This is a genomic window from Pseudoalteromonas sp. CNC9-20 (assembly GCF_022347875.1).
Classification (GTDB): Bacteria; Pseudomonadota; Gammaproteobacteria; order Enterobacterales; family Alteromonadaceae; genus Pseudoalteromonas; species Pseudoalteromonas ruthenica.
In genome coordinates, this window is record NZ_JAKRFS010000004.1 from 317,346 (window position 1) to 332,817 (window position 15,472).

Genomic DNA, 15,472 nt, shown 5'->3' on the forward strand with positions numbered 1-15,472 from the left:
CTTGCCCTGAGTGCTGCTCGCTAAGTCCACCGCCGTGCCCCTATAGCAAAAAGATGTTGTTTAGTTTACCGCAATATTAACTTTAAATGACAGGTACAAGGGCTGACCAGTGTCAAGAATAAAAAAGATAGGACAAAAGTCCGCTTTGTTGCGGCGATTATCTTTATCTTCGCTGCCAGCTGAACTATCATAGCGCGCTCACAGCCTCGGTCGGTGTATCGAAATTAGCCCTTGTTTGGAGTAACCATGAGCAACTACAAAGTCTTAGATGTAAACGATGATCTACCTATTCGCACTCAAGGTCCGGTGCACAGCGGCAAAGTGCGTTCCGTTTACTGGTTAACCGAGCAAGACAGTGCTCGCTTAATTGCAGAAAAAGGGTATGCGGTGCCACAGGGGACCGAGTTGGCAATTATGGTTATCTCCGATCGGATCTCGGCGTTTGACTGTATTTGGCAAGGTGAGCAGGGCTTAAACGGCATTCCAGGCAAGGGCATTGCGCTGAATGCAGTGGCTGCGCACTGGTTTAAACAATTTGATGCCGCCGGACTTGCTGGCAACCATATTGTGGATATTCCACACCCATACGTATGGATTGTGCGTAAAGCCAAAACAGTAAAAGTGGAAGCCATTGCTCGTCAATATATCACTGGTAGCATGTGGCGTGACTACGCCAAAGGCATCCGCTCTTTCTGCGGCATCGACCTACCTGAGGGGCTAACCGCGAACCAAAAGTTAGACGAAGTACTGATCACGCCATCGACCAAGGGCATTATTGAGGGGCTAGATGACGTGCCAGCCGTGGATGATGTAAACATCACGCGCAAAAACATCACCGATAACCTAGATGCATTCAACTTTAGCTCAGCAGCTGATGTGGCAAAGTATGAGCACTTATTGGTGCAAGGATTTAATGTTATCAGCGCTGAGCTGGCGAAGTTAGATCAAATCTTTGTCGATACCAAATTCGAATTCGGTTACGTCGAAGACATGCAGGGCAATGAGCAGTTAATCTACATTGATGAGGTGGGTACGCCAGACTCTTCACGTATTTGGGATGGTCCCGCATACCGCGATGGTAAAATCATTGAAAACTCCAAAGAGGGGTTTCGCCAGCTGCTTATCAATAATGTACCCGACAGCGATGTGTTGCTAAATAAAGAGCGCATGGCTGAGCGTGAGCAACTCGCCCAAGACTATAAGTTACCGGTTGAAGTAATGATGCAGGTGTCTGACACTTACGTTGGCATTGCTAGTAAAATCATTGGCGAGCCACTGCAAATTCCTACCGACCCGCGCAGTGAAATTATAGCGGTGCTCAAGGAGCAATATCAGCTTATTGATTAGTCCTATTCGGGTTACGAAGTATGCCGCCACAATGATATTGGCGGCATTTTTATCGGTAGTCAGGGTACAATTAGGCAAACAATTCGGTTTTTTAGTATGATGGGCGAATGTTTTTTCCGCTTTGCACCGTTGTATGAAGGTTTTTTTCGACGTTTTACACCTGTACTACTTGCCTCAATACTTACCTGTTATCGATGAGCTTAATCAACGTGGTGCGCAGACCGTGGTGGTGCTTTATAAGCAAGAAGACGCGGTGCTCAATGCGGCTGCAGAATATGCAATAAGGGCCCATGATTTAAATGCGCATTGGCTGCAAAGTGAATCACAAGCGGTCGCGTTTTATCGTCAATGCGGCGCTGATTGGGTTATATTTGGTAAGGCTTTCGCGGCTATTGCAGAGCTAAATAGCATAGTAAAAACGGCGTTGATGCAGCACGGCATTGGCCCCAAGGCGTGTTACTATGATGCCTCGAACAATGCAACTTTAGTGCGCTTTGTTGAAGGTCAACACCGTTTGACCCGCTTACACACACTCTATCCAGACTCGACGTTTATTGACACTGGATACGCCAAGTTAGACCCATTATTGAGACAACCACAGTATCCGTTACCAAGCCATGAAGATTTTGGCCTTGATGCCAGCAAGCCCACGGTGCTTTACGCTCCTACTTTTTATCCAAGCTCGCTGGAGCGGCTGCCTAAAAACTGGCTGGCAAACCTGACACACTGCAATGTAATTATTAAGCCGCATTACTTTTCGCAAACAAAAGACAAATATCAAAAGCATCAACGCTTATTACAGCGATGGCAGCAGTATGAGCATGTGTATGTGAGTCAACTTGAAGAGTTTAATTTAGTCCCTTTTATGGCACTCGCTGATGTCTTGGTGTCGGATGCGTCGTCGGCTATTTTTGAGTTTTTTGCGTTGGGTAAGCCGGTAGTGTGGTGCAACTTCTACAAGCTCAGATGGTCTTACCGAGGGCCTTTTGCATACCGCTTTAAAGCGCGTTTAGACGATGATATCTCCTACTTTGAGCCGCTGTGCTTTAAAGCAGATAGCCCTTCTGATGTGATAAGTGCCATTGAAGAGGCATTACATCAGCCACAAAAATTTCATAACCAACAAAACCAAACCACGATAGAACGCCTAGCAGGGAGGCTTGACGGCAACAGTGCGAAGAGAATAGTAAGCTACCTATATGACAACTAAAATAATAACGTTCGGTACTTTTGATGTATTTCATGTCGGCCATGTCAATATCCTAGAACGTGCCGCAGCGCTTGGCGATGAACTGATAGTGGGGGTATCTTCCGATGCCCTGAATGTACGGAAAAAAGGCCGCGCTCCGGTCTATGCGCAAGCAGACCGTATGAATATCATTGCCGCGTTAAAGTGTGTATCCGATGTGTTCTTAGAGCAGTCTTTAGAACTCAAGCGCCATTACATTGAAACCTACAATGCGGACATGCTAGTGATGGGCGATGATTGGCAAGGTAAGTTCGATGACCTCAAAGAGGTATGTGAGGTCGTCTATTTACCCCGTACTCCCTCTATCTCTACCACAGAGATAATTGAGGTGGTGCGCCAGCCAGAGTTCTGCTAACGTCAAAGTCCACTTGCAAGCGCAAAAGGTGCTATCGACATGGAACAACAGATATCAGTGGCTGAATTGGCATCAAAGCTAGATGAGCCCAAGTTGATAATTTTCGATGCCGGCATGGTGTTACCGGGTAAGTCGGGTGGTTACTCGCCAGCGGCGGTGATCCGAGGTGCTCGACGATTTGATATAAAATCGGCGTTGGCGGATCACAACAGCCCTTGGCCAAATATGCTATGCAGCGCCGAGCAATTCGAGCATGAAATGCGCGTCGCTGGTGTCAATATCGACTCCGAAGTTGTTGTTTATGACGATCAGGGGTTGTTCAGTGCCGCACGAGCGTGGTGGATGTTCAAAGCTTTTGGCTTTGATAATGTTAAAGTATTACGCGCAGGCCTACCTGCTTGGCGCAGTGCCGAGTTACCGGTGCAGCAAGGTTGGAGTGAGCCTCAAGCCCAAGGTAACTTTGTGGCGCAGCCACGAGCAGGCTACTTTATTGATGCTGAGCAAGTGCTCACGGGTATAGACCAGCGCCACACTTTATTATTGGATGCACGCCCGGCGCCACGCTTTAATGGCACCGCAGAAGAGCCCCGTGAGGGCATGCGCAGCGGACACATTCCGCACTCCGCTAACTTGCCGTATGCGCGGTTAATTAAAGACGGCGCCTTATTAGACGTTGCGGCATTGCAGCAGTGCTTTAATGACTTGGTTGCCCCAGATGTGCAGCAGTTACAATTTAGCTGTGGCTCCGGAATCACCGCTTGCATCTTGGCGCTTGCTGCCTATGAATGCGGCTATCGGAATCTACAAGTGTATGACGGCTCCTGGAGTGAATGGGGCGCCCGCCATGACTTACCAATAGAAAAGTAAAAAAGGCACCCAAGGGTGCCTTTATGTTATTGGTGATAGCTTAAACAGGTTTCTACTTCCTCTTTCGAGCCGAGAATCACCGCGACACGCTGGTGAATTTGCTGCGGCTCTACTTCCATAATCCGCTGCTCGCCCGTACTTGCCAAACCTCCAGCTTGTTCAATCAGCATAGCCATCGGGTTGGCTTCATAAAGGAGGCGCAGTTTATAAGGCTTGTCGGGGTTTTTTGTATCGGCCGGGTAGGTAAACAGGCCGCCACGACAGAGCACGCGATGGACATCGCCGACCATGGCGGCTATCCAGCGCATATTAAAGTTTTTGCCACGTGGGCCGCTCTTACCGGCAAGTAAATCGGCAATGTATTGCTGCATCGGCGCTTGCCAATGCCGTTGGTTAGAGGCATTAATTGCGAATTCTTGGGTCTGTGCTGGCACCGAAGCAAAATCTTGCGTTAGCAAGAAGCTACCGTGGGTTCTATCTAAGGTGAAAAGGCGAGTGCCTTTACCTGTGGTGAGCGCCAGCATCGTTGATGGACCATATAAAACATAACCCGCCGCGACCTGTTGCTCACCTTTTTGTAGGAAAATGGCTGGATCGCTGGCATCGGCTTCTTTAGGTACGCGCATCACCGAGAAAATAGTGCCCACTAGGGAATTAATATCGGTATTAGAAGAACCATCAAGCGGGTCAAAGGCAACAATGTAGTCGGCCTCAGGGTTACCAGCTACGGTCCCTTCTTCCTCTTCAGAGGCGATGGCTTTAACGTAACCTGACTCCAACAAGATATCTTTGAGGAGTTGGTTCGATAACACGTCTAACTTCTTTTGTGTTTCACCTTGAATATTCTCATCTAAGGTGGAGCCAAGTACGCCAGAAAGAGCACCTTGACTGACTCGGAAAGAAATCTCCTTACACGCGGCCAAAATGGTGCGAATAAGGGAGATAAGATCGCGTGGGCAACCGTCTTCTAGCAATACCGGAGGGAGTCTGCGCATGCTGTTTTGTTCCTTAGTCTGTTGGGCCTAAGCGGCTGAAAATGTGAGAGAGTACCGCTCAGAATACGCTGTTTATTTATCGTGTTGCGGTTGTAGATTGGCGCCGAGCGGATATACTCAATGGCGATAATTTCTACACTCTACAAACGATACCAATAACAAAGTGAGAACCATGGTGAAACCGCAGATACTACGAATCGCACTGTTCCTCTTGTTGCTGCCTATGATAACCCAAGCGCACGCAGCAATTAAGTCTATCAGCCAGTTTACGCAAAATATGAGCAAGTATCCTGGTTATTTCACGTTTTACTATGCCAATGATGAAGGCAAACTGTACTTGGAAGTAGATAAACTTAAACAGCCGTTTTTGCTGCAACAAAGCTTACCTTATGGTGTCGGTTCGAACGATATTGGTTTAGATCGCGGTCAGTTGGGCAATACCTACTTGGCGCAGTTTGAGCGTATGGGCAACAAGGTGATGCTACGTGCCCTGAATAGCTATTACCGAGCTTCTAGCAGTAATCAAGCGGAACAGCAAAGCGTGCGCGAAGCGTTTGCCTCAAGCATTCTCCACGGGTTTGAAATTAAAGCGCTCACCGATACTCGGGTGGTGATTGATTATACTCCCTACCTGCTGAGTGATGTACATGGCGTGAGCCGCACTTTAGCGGCGCGTAAGCAAGGTCACTTTAACTTAGACACCTCACGTAGCGCCGTGCACATGCCGCGCAGTAAGTCTTTTGTAAACAATACCGAGCTGGAAGCGGTGCTAACGTTTAGTGGCACTAAGCCTGGTGAATACGTAAAGCAAGTCAGTGCCGACCCTTATGCACTGACGGTGCATATGCATCATTCATTGATTGCATTGCCAGACGACAATTATCAACCGCGCGAGTTTCACCCGCAGTCGGGTTATTGGAGTATCGAGCATAAAGACTATTCGGCGCCACTGGGGGAGAGCATGTATGTACGCTATATCCCGCGCCATCGACTGGAGAAAAAACACCCGAATAAAGCATTAAGTGAAGCTGTTAAGCCGATCGTTTACTACCTTGACCCCGGGGTGCCTGAGCCGGTGCGCACAGCATTACTCGATGGTGCCAAGTGGTGGAACACTGCCTTTGAAAAGGCGGGCTACAAAAATGCCTTCCAAGTGAAAATGCTGCCTGAGCATGCTGATCCCATGGATGTGCGCTATAACGTGATTCAGTGGGTCCATCGCGCCACGAGGGGCTGGTCTTATGGTGGCTCAGTGATTGACCCGCGTACCGGAGAGATTATCAAAGGTCATGTAACCTTGGGATCGCTACGTGTACGCCAAGACATTTTAATAGCCGAAGCCTTGGCTGCCCCCTATAAAAAGGGTGATGAGGTTACCGAGAAGCTACAAGCCATGGCGCTCGATCGCATCCGTCAACTCAGTGCGCATGAAATAGGCCACACACTAGGGATCGCTCATAACTTTGCCGCCTCAAGCCGTGCCCGAGCCTCGGTCATGGATTATCCGCACCCGTTAGTGGCGCTCAATCAGCAAGGTCAGTTAGATACCACCAAGGGCTATGCCAAAGGCATGGGGCTGTGGGATGAACAGGTGATTAAATACGGCTACAGTGATTTTCGTGGCCAGGACGAAGACGAACAGTTGCATGCTATTTTGGCGCAAAATCGTGAATTGGGATTAGAGTTTATCTCTGATCGCGATGCCCGAGCTCAAGGCGGCGCCCACCCGAGCGGTCACCTATGGGATAATGGTGAAGACCCTGCCGCTGAGCTACAACGTGTGATGCAAGTGCGCAAACAGGCACTGGCGCGATTTGGTATCGAGAATGTCAAAGCGGGCACCTCCTTATCGCAGCTGGAGGAAGTGCTAGTGCCCTTGTATCTATTTCACCGCTATCAAGTTGAGGCGGCGGTGAAGTTAGTCGGGGGCGTTGATTACAGTTATGAAGTGCGCAGTGCGCAACCGGTGCAAGGAACCCAGGTTGTTGCTCGAGAGCGCCAACAAAGTGCGTTTCAAGCGCTATTGGCAACTCTCGATGCGCAGCAGTTAGTGTTACCCGAGAGTGTGGTGGCGTTGATCCCACCGAAAGCCTATGGCGAATACCCAACCCGTGAAAGTGTAAAAGGGCGTACCGGGATCACCCTTGATGCCATGGCGCTTCCTGAGGTGGCGGCAAATCATACGTTAGCACTGTTGTTTCACCCTGAACGTCTGAATCGCCTTGCCCAACAAGGAGCCCGTAGCGAGCAATCGTTTGGGCTCGATAACTTACTTGAGCAGTTTGTTGCCCGCATTTTTGATAATGAGCATCCCAGCGCGATGGCGGCGAAAGTGCAACATCGTATTCAGTGGTTGAGTGCTCAGCATTTTGTTAATTTAGTCAGTAGCGACAAAGTGGCGCCTGAAGTACAAGCTCAATTCAAGTACTACTTACGGCAAATTGCCGATGACTATCAACAAGATAAGCTGCTGGGCAGCGTGAGTAGCGGCGAAAGTGCCTTTAAACAACATTTAGCTGATGCCATTAACCAATTCCTAGAGCGCGGTCAGTGGCCGCAAAGCTTTAAACCTTTACCTATGCCGCCGGGTTCACCTATCTAAGTTATTTTGGCATCATATAGAGCCGCTCAGTATGACTAAGGTGCTGAGCGGCTTTCTTTTCGCCAATGGAAAATTCTATGCACATACATATTCTCGGCATTTGCGGCACCTTTATGGGCGGTATCGCCGCTATTGCCAAGGCTTTAGGGCATCAGGTAACCGGCTCTGATGAAAATGTTTACCCGCCCATGAGCACTCAACTGGAGCAGCTGGGGATTGAACTCGTACAGGGCTATGATCCGAGCCAACTTAACCCAGCTCCCGATGTGGTTATCATTGGCAATGCTATGAGTCGCGGCAATCCTTGTGTCGAGTATGTATTAGATAAAGGCTTGCGCTATACCTCCGGCCCTGAGTGGTTAAAGGAGCACCTACTACGCGACAGTTGGGTGCTTGCTGTGGCCGGCACTCATGGTAAAACCACCACGGCGAGTATGTTAGCGTGGATACTGGAGTACGCAGGGCTCAAGCCGGGCTTTCTCATTGGCGGAGTGGTGCAAAACTTTGGCGTGTCGGCACGCCTCGGTGAAACGCCTTTTTTTGTTATTGAGGCGGATGAGTACGATACCGCATTTTTTGATAAGCGCAGCAAGTTTGTCCACTATCTGCCACGTACCTTAGTGTTAAATAACTTAGAGTTTGATCACGCCGATATATTTCCAGACTTAGCGGCAATACAAACTCAGTTTCATCACCTGATGCGCACCTTACCAGGCAGCGGCAAGGTGATTTATCCGCAACAGGATAACGCCTTGGCAGAAGTGATCGACCGAGGCTGTTGGAGCGAATATGAAGTACTGGCCCCACAGCAGTGGCATTATCGTCTGCGTAGCGCCGATGGCAGTGCCTTCGACGTACTTTATCAGGGTGAAGTGCAAGGCTGCGTAAACTGGCAGGCAATTGGCGAGCACAACGTGAATAACGCTTTGATGGCGATCGCTGCCGCGCGTCACGCTGGAGTGGCGGTGGCAACCAGTATTGCTGCACTAGAGCAGTTTCAATCGCCAAAACGGCGGATGGAATTAAAGGGCCAAGTAGCGGGGGTCACCGTTTATGACGATTTTGCCCATCACCCTACCGCAATTGCCACTACCCTGGCCGGGCTTCGTGCTAAGGTAGGCGATGAGCGTATTATTGCAGTGCTGGAGCCGCGCTCGAACACCATGAAAATGGGCGTGCATAAAGACACCCTGATGGCGTCATTGCAGGCAGCTGATAACTGCTTTTTATACCAGCCCCCCGGTCTGGGGTGGTCATTGACAGAGCAAGCTGACAAAGCGGGTGCGCACTGTGAACACGATATTGATGCGCTCGTAGATAACATCATTGCCGAAGCCGCGCCAAACAGCCATATATTGGTTATGAGTAATGGCGGCTTTGGCGGCATTCACCAACGTTTACTTGATGCCTTAGCGAATAAGGAAAAGGTATGAGCCAATTCAAAGAACCAATCACCTTAGCCTTTAGTGGCGCCTCGGGCGCTCCCTATGGTTTGCGTTTGCTCGAAGTGTTACTTCAGCAAGGGCACCAGGTGTTTGTGTTAATTTCCAGTGCGGCGCGGGTGGTGCTGGACACCGAATCGAACATCAAACTCTCTGCGAATGAGCAAAAAGCCACGGCACAGTTGAGCGAGCGCTTTGGCGCCGAATCCGAACAACTGCAGGTGTTTGGCAAAGACAACTGGTTTAGTCCTGTGGCTTCGGGCTCAGCGGCACCGAAAAAAATGGTGGTGTGCCCATGCAGCGCTGGTGCAGTATCCGCCATTGCCGTTGGTGCCTCGGATAATCTCCTTGAGCGCGCTGCGGATGTGGTCATCAAAGAACGCGGACAGTTAATTTTAGTGCCCCGAGAAACGCCTTTTAATGAAATTCATCTTGAGAATATGCTCAAGCTATCGCGCTTAGGAGTCACTATTATGCCGGCGGCGCCGGGCTTTTATCATCAACCGCAGAGTATTGCTGAGTTGGTGGACTTTATGGTGGCGCGGATCCTCGACCACCTCGGAATCGAACAACAATTGACCTCACGTTGGGGTTATGGAGAGCAAAAGTAAATGACAGTGGCATTGAATATTGAAGGACTCACCAAAACCTATAAAAATGGCGTACAAGCAGTGAAAGGGATCGACCTGCAAGTACAGCAAGGCGACTTTTTTGCTTTGTTAGGCCCCAATGGTGCCGGTAAGTCGACCACCATCGGGGTGATTTCATCGTTAGTGAACAAAACCTCAGGTAAAGTCGAAGTATTTGGCCACAACATTGATACTGACTTAGAGGCGGCGAAGTCAGAGTTGGGCTTGGTACCACAAGAGTTCAACTTCAGTCAGTTTGAAACCCTGCAACAAATCCTGGTGAACCAAGCGGGCTATTATGGTGTGCCGCGCGGCGAAGCCCATAAACGTGCAGATAAGTACCTAAAGCAATTAGGCTTGCTGGATAAAAAAGACAAACAAGCACGCAGCCTCTCCGGCGGGATGAAACGCCGATTAATGATTGCACGGGCGTTAATGCACGAGCCCAAGTTGCTTATCTTGGATGAGCCAACGGCCGGGGTTGATATCGAACTACGACGCTCAATGTGGGATTTTTTGCGCGAAATTAACCGCCAAGGGGTGACTATTATCCTAACCACTCATTACCTTGAAGAGGCGGAGTTGCTGTGTAAAAACATCGCTATTATCGACCAAGGCATTATTGTTGAGCACACCACGATTAAAGCATTGCTAGCTAAGTTGGACAAAGAAACCTTTATTCTCGATTTGCAACAACCGGCTAAGCCGGTGAGCTTGCCTGGCTACGAATTCACCCTGAGCGATGAGCACACCGTTGAGGTGGAAGTGGCGAAATCACAAGGTTTGAATGAGGTCTTTAATGCTTTAACCGCACAAGGCAACACGGTATTGAGTATGCGCAATAAGGCTAACCGCCTGGAAGAATTGTTTGTGGGTTTGTTGAATCAAGAGCGAGGACAGTCTTAATGTTGAAGTATGGCGTAGCGCTAAAAAGTATTTGGATTAAAGAGTGTATTCGCTTTTTGCGTATCTGGGTGCAAACCCTTGTGCCTCCCGCGATTACCATGACCCTGTACTTCGTTATCTTTGGCAGTTTAATTGGCTCGCGTATTGGCGAAATGGGCGGCTTTACCTACATGGAGTTTATCGTCCCTGGGCTTATTATGATGTCGGTGATCACCAACTCCTACTCGAATGTGGCCTCTAGTTTTTACTCTACTAAGTTTCAAAAAAGTATTGAAGAGCTGCTGGTGGCCCCTGTACCGAATTACATTATTGTATTGGGGTACATGGGTGGGGGTATGGCTCGTGGCATGCTCGTGGGGTTAATGGTGACCTTAGTGTCGCTGTTTTTTGTCGATATCCAAATTCATAATATATTTGTGATTATCGCCACGGTTATTCTGACCTCAGCAGTATTCGCTCTAGGTGGATTGATTAACGCGGTTTATGCCAATAGTTTCGATGACATCAGTATCATCCCGACCTTTGTGCTCACACCATTGACCTACCTTGGCGGGGTGTTTTATTCCATTACTCTGCTACCTGAGTTTTGGCAGGGAGTGTCGCAAATCAACCCGATCATTTACATGGTTAATGCCTTTAGATTTGGCTTTTTAGGGGTATCGGATGTCAATATTTGGGTATCATTTGCGGTGCTGCTACTGTTTATCACCGCCTTATTTACCTTGGCTCTGACTTTAATTCGCAAAGGTGTGGGGTTACGTCACTGATGGTTGATGCAAGTTCTCGTGCGATTGTTTCGAACCAACCGAGCCTCCATGACAAGCTCGATGATATCGTCACTAAGCACCTTAATGCTGAGTTTAAAAAGCCGATAGCCGCGCACACTCAGCGCGCTTTTGACGAAGTAAACGATAAAGTACAACAAGCCAACGGGCCTATCATTTTGGACTCCTGTTGTGGTGTTGGTGAAAGTACCGCTAATTTAGCTAAAGTGCACCCAGATGCTTTGATTATTGGTGTTGATAAGTCAGCGCATCGTTTGCACAAACACGACGTGCAGTACCGCCAAGATGAGGGAGGAGAGTACCTGCTAGTGCAAGCTGACTTGAATGACTTTTGGCGCTTGGCAAAGCAAGCTCAGTGGCAACCGAGTCATCATTACTTGCTCTATCCGAACCCTTGGCCGAAGGCTAAGCATATCCAACGTCGCTGGCACGGCGCTGCTATTTTTCCGACTATTGTTGCCTTAGGCGGGCGTCTAGAGCTGCGCAGCAATTGGCATATTTATGTTCGTGAGTTTGCCAGAGCATTGCAATTGGCAGGGCACCCAACGGCTGTTGAGCCTTATCATAGCGACAGCGCGATCACGCCGTTTGAGCGCAAGTATTGGGCCAGTGGCCAAAGCAGTTATCGCTTGGTTGTCGACTTATAAATACTAGCCGAGTGTTACTCGGCTTTTTTCTTCTCGCCAACCTTTGGCTCTTCACCTTTGAATAAACGCACCATATTTGCTCGGTGGCGAAAAATAATGACGACGGTTAAAAACGTGACAGGCAAAGTGTATAAGGGTTTTATCAACCAAGTGTATAGTGGCGCTAACGACACGGTTACCAATGCTGCCAACGACGAATAGCGAGTCAGCGCAACGACACTGGCCCAAGTAAGAATAAGCAATCCCCCGAGCGATAAACCTATCGGCAGTAAGGCTCCAAAGGCGGTGGCCACGGCTTTGCCGCCCTTAAAGCCAAAAAAGAGTGGGTAGATGTGCCCTAAACATGCGGCCACGGCAACCAAGCCTAAATAGATAGGATCTATGCCCATAAAGTAAGCGCCCCATACGGGTATGGTGCCTTTTAAAATATCAAAGCACAGCACCATCACCGCAGGCAGTCTGCCGCCTAAACGATAAACATTCGTGGCACCGGGATTTTTTGAGCCCGCTTTTCTTGGGTCTGGCAACGCAAACAGATGACAAATCAGTACTGCCGATGAGACCGAGCCTAGAAGGTAGGCAAAAATGCACATTAACGCCGCTAACACTGTCATCCTTATTTTTTAATTGTACGTTTTGGGCTATTATCGCCGCTCATTGTTTATTTGAGCAGTTTGTCTGGCTCAGGGTACTGAGTTTAACGCCGCGTAGGTATCCGACCAGCTGGCATTGGAGCCGAAGAGATGGATAAAGTCTATATATCGCAACTAAAGGTCGACACCATAATAGGAGTGTACGACTTTGAGAAAGAATGTAAACAGAGCCTGTATTTTGACATCGAAATGGATTGTGATATTGCTGCTGCGGCAGCCAGCGATGACCTATCTCAGACAATAGATTATGCCGAAGTGAGCCGCCGTGTGACCGAGCACTGTATTGCGAAACCGGTCGAGCTGCTGGAAACACTTCTAGAGCAGTTAGCGGCACTCATCCTAGCAGAGTTTGCCACTAATAAGGTGAGTATCAAAGTCAGCAAGCCTGCAGCCGTACCACAAGCACAAACGGTGGGGGTGATGATCACCCGTAGTAAGCACTAGTTATGGCGCGTATTTACATTAGCTTGGGCTCTAATATCAACAAGCACGAAAACTTAAGCAAAGGTTTATCTGCGCTGCGCTATTATTTCGGCGCCTTAGAGCACTCGAGTGTGTTTGAAAGTGAAGCGGTCGGCTTTAATGGCAGTAACTTTTATAACTCGGTTGCCGGCGTCGATACCGATATGACGCTGCATCAAGTATGCGCTTTATTAAAGCAAATTGAACGGGATCATGGCCGTACTCCGGCAGATAAAAAGTTTAGTCCACGCACGTTGGACCTCGACTTACTCTTTTACGACGATGTGATTTGCGATACGCCAGCGCAACTACCGCGAGATGAAATTACTAAAAATGCTTTTGTGCTTTGGCCTTTATTTGAAATAGCCCCGGATTTTTACCACCCCATTGCGCAAGCGACCATCGCTGAGCTTTGGCAGGGTTATGATAAATCTCAACAAAAACTATGGAAGGTAGCTTTCGAATGACCATTCTTGCGATCATCGTTTTAGCCATTATACAGGGCCTCACTGAATTCTTACCTATTTCCAGCTCGGCACACCTTATTTTGCCATCACAGCTTTTAGGCTGGCAGGATCAAGGTTTAGCTTTTGATGTTGCCGTGCATGTCGGCTCGTTGCTGGCGGTGATGATTTATTTTCGTAAAGAGATTGGCGATATTGTTGTTGCTTGGTTTAAATCGTTTGGTTCTCAGGGCGCAAGCGATGACAGTCGTCTTGGCTGGTACATTTTGCTGGCTACCATTCCTGCTGGGTTAGCGGCGCAAGTATTTGAAGACTTGATAGAACAGCACTTACGTGCTGCTATTGTTATTGCCATTACCACCATTTTCTTCGGTCTGGTTTTGTGGTGGGCAGATTTTAAGGCCAAAGAAACTAAGAATATTTATCAGCTGAACTGGAAATCGGCTCTGTTGATTGGTTTGGCGCAAGCTGTTGCGCTGATCCCGGGCACCTCGCGCTCAGGTATTACCATGACCGCCGGCCTGTTTTTGGGCTTAAATAAGCAAAGCGCGGCACGCTTTTCGTTTTTACTCTCAGTGCCGGTTATTGGCGGTATGGGACTGATAAAAACGGTGCAGTTGGCGACAGGCGACAACGCAGTTGATTGGCAGGCACTGACCCTAGGTGCAGGGCTTTCATTTGTCGCCGCCTATGCCTGTATCTTCCTATTTTTAAAATACATTGAGCGCATGGGAATGCTGCCATTTGTTATTTATCGCTTAATCTTAGGGGTTGGGCTACTGGCCTTTTTGCTTTATAGCTAGTGCTACTAGCCCTTTTTATTTAGCTCTCAAGAGCTTCGCGGATAGCCGCTAATCGCCCCTGCTGCAAAGCCGTTTTAATTGCAGCGCCACTGATCCCTTGTTGGATATAGGTTTGGGCACTGACTTGTTGAGCATGGTGCGCGGCTTGGCGTACTTGATGCTGAGCATCAAACTGGCCTAAGGTGTAGGCATCGTAACTTATCAGTAATTGATTGAGGTGTTCTGGGCGGCGCCATAAATCAATGGCATTAAATAGCTCTAGCAGTATCTCAGCATCGTAATGAGCCAGTGTCTGATGGTGTTGGGCCAACAATTGAGCGCTGTGAATAAACTGATTAGGGACGCGAAAATGTTGGAAAAAGGCTGCGCGTTCATCGTGACTGAGCTTACACATGAGTAGTGCGAAATGGGTAGTGGCCGCTAAGCTTTGCTGGCGTGCGTAGTCAATACGCGGGGTTAGCCAAGCGTGCTGTTCAGGCCAGTGAGTGGCGAGTGCAGGGCATAATTCAGTTAAAGCTTGTGCCTGATACAACGCATCAACGAAGCAGTCGATATAGCCGTCTTCCAGAGCCTTATGCCATTCTAACCAAACGCGCTCTGGTGTTAAGCTTGCAAGTTCGCCACTGGCGGCTATCTGTCGCATTAGTGTTAGTGTTTCATCAGCAATCGTGAAGCCCAATTCATAGTAACGAGCGCGAAAGCGTGCGACTCGAAGCACCCGCAGCGGGTCTTCACTAAAGGCGGGGCTGACATGACGTAATATGCGTTGCTCAAGGTCCTTCTGGCCATGATAAGGGTCAATCAGTTGACCTTGAGCATCTTCAGCGATGGCATTGACCGTTAAATCGCGTCGCGCTAAGTCCTGCTCTAGTGTGATGTCTGGCGTAAAGTCGCAAATAAACCCGGTGTACCCTTGTCCCTGCTTACGCTCTATGCGTGCCAGAGCATGCTCATCCTTGGTTTTGGGGTGCAAAAAAACGGGAAAGTCCTTACCTACTTGAGTAAAGCCCAGCGTCTTCATTTGCTCTACCGTTGCACCGACCACAACATAATCGTACTCTTTGACTTTGCGGCCTAATAATTTATCTCGTACTGCGCCGCCGACAAGGTAGGTTTGCATGCCCATTCCGTTATTGTGCTGTTATTAATGGTGATGATTGTATCAGAGTTTTCTCGCTGGCGTTTTTTTGTCATTATAGGCGCGATAATAAAAAACGACTGTGCGCAGCGATTGCTCGGCGCAGTTAACCTGGGCGACAAACTCAA

General features: G+C 48.8%; 16 protein-coding genes. 13 read left to right on the top strand and 3 right to left on the bottom strand.

All coding sequences use genetic code 11. From position 1 onward, the window contains the following. Positions 1 to 246: 246 nt before the first annotated feature. The 4 genes from MHM89_RS11875 (at position 247) to MHM89_RS11890 (ending at position 3,818) form a co-directional block, all read left to right on the top strand. Positions 247 to 1,347: a phosphoribosylaminoimidazolesuccinocarboxamide synthase gene (locus MHM89_RS11875; RefSeq protein WP_022943348.1), complete on the top strand. Its 1,101-nt coding sequence runs from the start codon at positions 247 to 249 to the stop codon at positions 1,345 to 1,347. Between the two features lie 133 nt (positions 1,348 to 1,480). Continuing rightward, a complete protein-coding gene (locus tag MHM89_RS11880; RefSeq protein ID WP_239408887.1) occupies positions 1,481 to 2,557 on the top strand; it encodes a CDP-glycerol glycerophosphotransferase family protein in 1,077 nt (358 codons plus the stop codon). Beyond that, positions 2,547 to 2,951 (top strand): adenylyltransferase/cytidyltransferase family protein, encoded by a 405-nt coding sequence (locus tag MHM89_RS11885; protein ID WP_045979256.1) that lies wholly within the window; start codon positions 2,547 to 2,549, stop codon positions 2,949 to 2,951. The genes MHM89_RS11880 and MHM89_RS11885 overlap by 11 nt, the downstream gene beginning before the upstream one ends. Before the next feature lie 39 nt (positions 2,952 to 2,990). Then, positions 2,991 to 3,818: a rhodanese-like domain-containing protein gene (locus tag MHM89_RS11890; RefSeq protein WP_239408889.1), complete on the top strand. Its 828-nt coding sequence runs from the start codon at positions 2,991 to 2,993 to the stop codon at positions 3,816 to 3,818. A 26-nt stretch (positions 3,819 to 3,844) separates the two neighbouring features. Here the strand turns inward: MHM89_RS11890 and MHM89_RS11895 are convergent, their stop codons facing one another. Beyond that, positions 3,845 to 4,813, bottom strand: a complete 969-nt coding sequence (locus tag MHM89_RS11895) for a class 1 fructose-bisphosphatase (RefSeq protein ID WP_138509352.1) — start codon at positions 4,811 to 4,813, stop codon at positions 3,845 to 3,847. A 172-nt stretch (positions 4,814 to 4,985) separates the two neighbouring features. Between MHM89_RS11895 and MHM89_RS11900 the strand changes: the two genes are divergently transcribed. The 6 genes from MHM89_RS11900 to MHM89_RS11925 all read left to right on the top strand — a co-directional run bounded on the left by MHM89_RS11900 (position 4,986) and on the right by MHM89_RS11925 (position 11,824). Next, positions 4,986 to 7,415, top strand: coding sequence for a zinc-dependent metalloprotease (locus tag MHM89_RS11900; protein ID WP_239408890.1), 2,430 nt, complete (start codon positions 4,986 to 4,988; stop codon positions 7,413 to 7,415). Positions 7,416 to 7,492: 77 nt separating this feature from the next. Next, on the top strand, positions 7,493 to 8,848 hold the full coding sequence (gene mpl, locus MHM89_RS11905) for a UDP-N-acetylmuramate:L-alanyl-gamma-D-glutamyl-meso-diaminopimelate ligase (RefSeq protein ID WP_239408892.1): 1,356 nt from the start codon (positions 7,493 to 7,495) through the stop codon (positions 8,846 to 8,848). Next, positions 8,845 to 9,468 (top strand): flavin prenyltransferase UbiX, encoded by a 624-nt coding sequence (locus MHM89_RS11910; protein ID WP_045979261.1) that lies wholly within the window; start codon positions 8,845 to 8,847, stop codon positions 9,466 to 9,468. Before mpl ends, MHM89_RS11910 begins: the two co-directional genes overlap by 4 nt. Beyond that, positions 9,469 to 10,392 (top strand): ABC transporter ATP-binding protein, encoded by a 924-nt coding sequence (locus MHM89_RS11915; RefSeq protein ID WP_022943356.1) that lies wholly within the window; start codon positions 9,469 to 9,471, stop codon positions 10,390 to 10,392. Then, complete coding sequence (locus tag MHM89_RS11920; protein WP_022943357.1) at positions 10,392 to 11,159, top strand: ABC transporter permease; 768 nt, start codon at positions 10,392 to 10,394, stop codon at positions 11,157 to 11,159. The genes MHM89_RS11915 and MHM89_RS11920 overlap by 1 nt, the downstream gene beginning before the upstream one ends. Next, on the top strand, positions 11,159 to 11,824 hold the full coding sequence (locus MHM89_RS11925; protein ID WP_045979262.1) for an SAM-dependent methyltransferase: 666 nt from the start codon (positions 11,159 to 11,161) through the stop codon (positions 11,822 to 11,824). The genes MHM89_RS11920 and MHM89_RS11925 overlap by 1 nt, the downstream gene beginning before the upstream one ends. A gap of 14 nt (positions 11,825 to 11,838) precedes the next feature. Here the strand turns inward: MHM89_RS11925 and plsY are convergent, their stop codons facing one another. Next, positions 11,839 to 12,432: a glycerol-3-phosphate 1-O-acyltransferase PlsY gene (gene plsY / locus MHM89_RS11930; RefSeq protein WP_022943359.1), complete on the bottom strand. Its 594-nt coding sequence runs from the start codon at positions 12,430 to 12,432 to the stop codon at positions 11,839 to 11,841. 135 nt (positions 12,433 to 12,567) lie between these two features. On the opposite strand from plsY, the gene folB reads away from it, so the two are divergent. From folB to MHM89_RS11945, 3 genes are read left to right on the top strand one after another with little or no spacing between them, the layout of a single operon-like run. Then, positions 12,568 to 12,921 carry a dihydroneopterin aldolase gene (gene folB / locus MHM89_RS11935; protein WP_022943360.1) on the top strand — a complete coding sequence of 118 codons (354 nt, stop codon included), beginning with the start codon at positions 12,568 to 12,570 and terminating at the stop codon, positions 12,919 to 12,921. Between the two features lie 2 nt (positions 12,922 to 12,923). After that, positions 12,924 to 13,406: a 2-amino-4-hydroxy-6-hydroxymethyldihydropteridine diphosphokinase gene (gene folK, locus MHM89_RS11940; protein ID WP_045979263.1), complete on the top strand. Its 483-nt coding sequence runs from the start codon at positions 12,924 to 12,926 to the stop codon at positions 13,404 to 13,406. Beyond that, a complete protein-coding gene (locus tag MHM89_RS11945; RefSeq protein ID WP_239408893.1) occupies positions 13,403 to 14,206 on the top strand; it encodes an undecaprenyl-diphosphate phosphatase in 804 nt (267 codons plus the stop codon). Before folK ends, MHM89_RS11945 begins: the two co-directional genes overlap by 4 nt. Positions 14,207 to 14,225: 19 nt before the next feature. On the opposite strand, the gene MHM89_RS11950 is transcribed toward MHM89_RS11945, so the two are convergent. Beyond that, on the bottom strand, positions 14,226 to 15,326 hold the full coding sequence (locus MHM89_RS11950) for a tRNA nucleotidyltransferase (RefSeq protein ID WP_239408894.1): 1,101 nt from the start codon (positions 15,324 to 15,326) through the stop codon (positions 14,226 to 14,228). Positions 15,327 to 15,472 lie beyond the last annotated feature (146 nt).